The sequence below is a fragment of the Limnohabitans sp. genome, from assembly GCF_044373035.1.
In the GTDB taxonomy this organism is placed as follows: domain Bacteria; phylum Pseudomonadota; class Gammaproteobacteria; order Burkholderiales; family Burkholderiaceae_C; genus Limnohabitans_A.
On the sequence record NZ_JBILQU010000201.1, the window covers coordinates 1 to 2,965 of the forward strand.

The 2,965-nt window shown below is 58.9% G+C and carries 2 protein-coding genes; one reads left to right on the top strand and one right to left on the bottom strand.

Annotated features, from left to right (window positions below; all coding sequences use genetic code 11):
* A partial coding sequence (locus ACIQ47_RS15855; RefSeq protein ID WP_396438999.1) for an aminotransferase class I/II-fold pyridoxal phosphate-dependent enzyme occupies positions 1-756 on the top strand: 756 nt, incomplete at its 5' end.
* Positions 757-807: 51 nt separating this feature from the next.
* Here ACIQ47_RS15855 and ACIQ47_RS15860 read toward each other — a convergent pair.
* On the bottom strand, positions 808-2,727 hold the full coding sequence (locus tag ACIQ47_RS15860) for an ATP-binding cassette domain-containing protein (protein ID WP_396439000.1): 1,920 nt from the start codon (positions 2,725-2,727) through the stop codon (positions 808-810).
* Between the last annotated feature and the right edge of the window lie 238 nt (positions 2,728-2,965).

The window sequence follows — 2,965 nt, forward strand, 5'->3', positions numbered from 1 at the left end:
TTGCAAAACCTGGGTGTGCGCATCTTGCCTGTGCCACGATTGGAGATTGGGCCGGACCTGGATGTGGTGGAACGTTATGCGCAGTTGCATGCACCCAAGATGATGGTCAGTGTGTCGGTCTTGCACAACCCCACAGGTTATGGCTTGTCCTTGCCTTGTGCGCACCAGTTGGTGAATCTGGCGCACCGCTACAACTTTCATGTGGTCGAAGACGACACCTACGGGCACATGGCCCCGGCGCATGCGGTGCGCTTGTCGGTGCTCGATGGCTTGCAAAAAACCATCTACGTCAGCGGCTATGCCAAGATCCTCGCGCCCAGTTGGCGCGTGGGTTACCTGGCGGCTCCGGCCGATTTGAAAGATGCGTTTTTGGACACCAAGCTTTTGTCCACACTCACCACCCCGGTGCTGTTCGAAAAGGCGCTGGCCTTGTGCCTGGAGCAAGGCGCGATCCGGCGGCACACCGAGCGCTTGTCGCAATTGCTGGATGTCGCCCGCAGCCGCAGTGTGAAGCTGGCGCTGGCGCACGGTTGCCAGTTCGTGGCAGCGCCTCAAGGCCTGTTTGGCTGGGTGGATGTGGGGGTTGACACCGATCTGCTGGCGCTGCGCATGCACGATGCCGGTTATCTGCTGGCACCTGGCTCCTTGTTCCATGCCGATCGCAGGCCCGGCTCGTTGATGCGGGTGAACTTTGCCAGCACGCAAGATGACAAGTTTTGGCGCGCCTTGGCCAAGACGCGGCAGGCTTTGCTGTAGTTTTCCCCCGGGGCTTGATGTTCTTTGAGTCTTCACACCCTTGGCGGGTGCTCAACGTGTCGACAAAATTTCCCAGCGTTCCATGGCGGCCAGCAGCTGGTCATCGATTTCCGTATCGCGGCGGAACAGTTGTTGCGCCTGCCCGGGGTCGCGCTGGTAAACGCTGCCGTCGGACAGTTGCGCACGCACGTTGGTTTGCTCCTTTTCCAAGTTCTCTATTTTTGTTGGCAGCTCGGCCAGCTCGCGTTGTTCTTTGTAGCTGAGCTTGCTGCGTGTTGGGGTGCTTGCTGCGGGGGCTGATGACGCTGGGATGGGGCTTGCGGCTGGGGCTGCCTGAATTGGGGTGCCGCTGCGCTGCGCCGTTTGAGCCCGAATGGCCTGAGCACGTTTGGATTGGACCAGCCAGTCCTGCACCGAGCCCTCGTACTCGCGCCAAAAACCAGGTTGGTCTGGGGCGCTTTCGCAGGCAATGATGCCCGTGACCACGTTGTCCATGAAGGCGCGGTCGTGGCTGACCAGGAACACCGTGCCTTCGTAGGTTTGCAGCAGCTCTTCGAGCAATTCAAGGGTTTCGATGTCCAGGTCGTTGGTCGGTTCGTCCAGCACCAGCACGTTGGCTGGTCGCGCAAACAAGCGGGCCAACAGAAGACGGTTGCGTTCACCGCCCGACAGTGAGCGCACCGGCGAAGTGCCGCGTGCGGGCGAGAACAAAAAGTCACCCAGGTAGCTCTTGACGTGCTGGCGTTTGTTGCCAATCTCGATCCATTCGCTGCCGGGGCTGATGAAGTCTTCCAGCGTGGCGTCCAGGTCCAGCGCATCGCGCATTTGGTCAAAATAGGCCACTTCGAGCTTGGTGCCACGGCGCACTTCACCGCTGTCGGCTTCAAGCTCGCCCAAAATCAGTTTGAGCAAGGTGGTTTTGCCGGCACCGTTGGGGCCCAATAAGCCGATCTTGTCGCCACGCAGCAATGTGCCGGTGAATTTCTGGATCACAGTGCGCACCGAGCCGTCGGGTTGGGTGAAGCTTTTGCTCACGTCGGTCAGTTCGGCCACCAGCTTGCCGCTTGGCACACCCGAGGCGACTTCCATCTTCACGTTGCCCACTTTTTCACGTCGTGCTGCACGTTCGCCGCGCAGGTTTTGCAGCCGAGTGATGCGGCTTTGACTGCGGGTGCGGCGCGCTTCTACGCCTTTGCGGATCCAGATCTCTTCTTGGGCCAGCAATTTGTCAGCCTTGGCCTGAATCACGGCTTCTTGAGCGAGTTGCTCTTCTTTTTGTATCTGGTAGGCGGCGTAGTTGCCCGGGTAAGGGCGCAGCTTGCCGCGGTCCAACTCCACAATGCGGGTGGCGATGCGGTCCAAGAATGCCCGGTCGTGCGTGATGGCGATCACGCTGCCCTTGAAGTCGATCAACAGATCTTCCAGCCAGGTGATGGCGTTCAGGTCCAGGTGGTTGGTGGGCTCGTCCAATAAGAGAACGTCTGGGCGGGTCACCAAAGCTTGCGCGAGGGCCACGCGCTTGCGCATCCCCCCGGACAACGATTGCACCACCGCACGGGGGTCCAGTTGCAAGCGTTGCAGGGTTTCGTCCAGCCGCTGCTCCCAGCCCCACCCATCGCGCGATTCGATGAGCCCTTGCAAAGTGTCCAGGTCGCCCCGGCTGTGGGTGTAATCGTCGATCCATTGCACCACTTCGGCCAAGCCTTCACGCACAGACTCAAAAATGGTGTGCTCAGCGACCAGGATGGGCTCCTGAGCCACGTAGGCGATGCGAACGCCTTGCTGTACATGCAAGTTACCGTCGTCTGGGCGCTCCATGCCCGCCAGAATCTTGAGTAAGGACGATTTGCCGGTGCCGTTGCGACCAATCAAGCCGATGCGCTCAGTCGTCTCCAAAGAGAAGTCGGCGTGATCGAGGAGGGCGACGTGACCAAAAGCCAGAGACGCGTTCATGAGTGTGAGTAATGCCATGGGCGCATTATCCCGGGGGCGGATGCAAAAATTAGCCGAAAAATTCAAAAAGATGGTTAAGGGCCCAAAAGCTGTGTCACAATGGAGGGCTTCGCTGCGCACAAAGCAGTTTTCGCAAGAAAGCCAAAGCAGGCAGCGAAGAGGTTTTTGAGAAGATCACAAGGATCGAAAAATTTTTCAAATACTTGACGTGGCCTTAAAAACTGTGTCATAATTCAAGGCTTCGCTGATCGCAGCG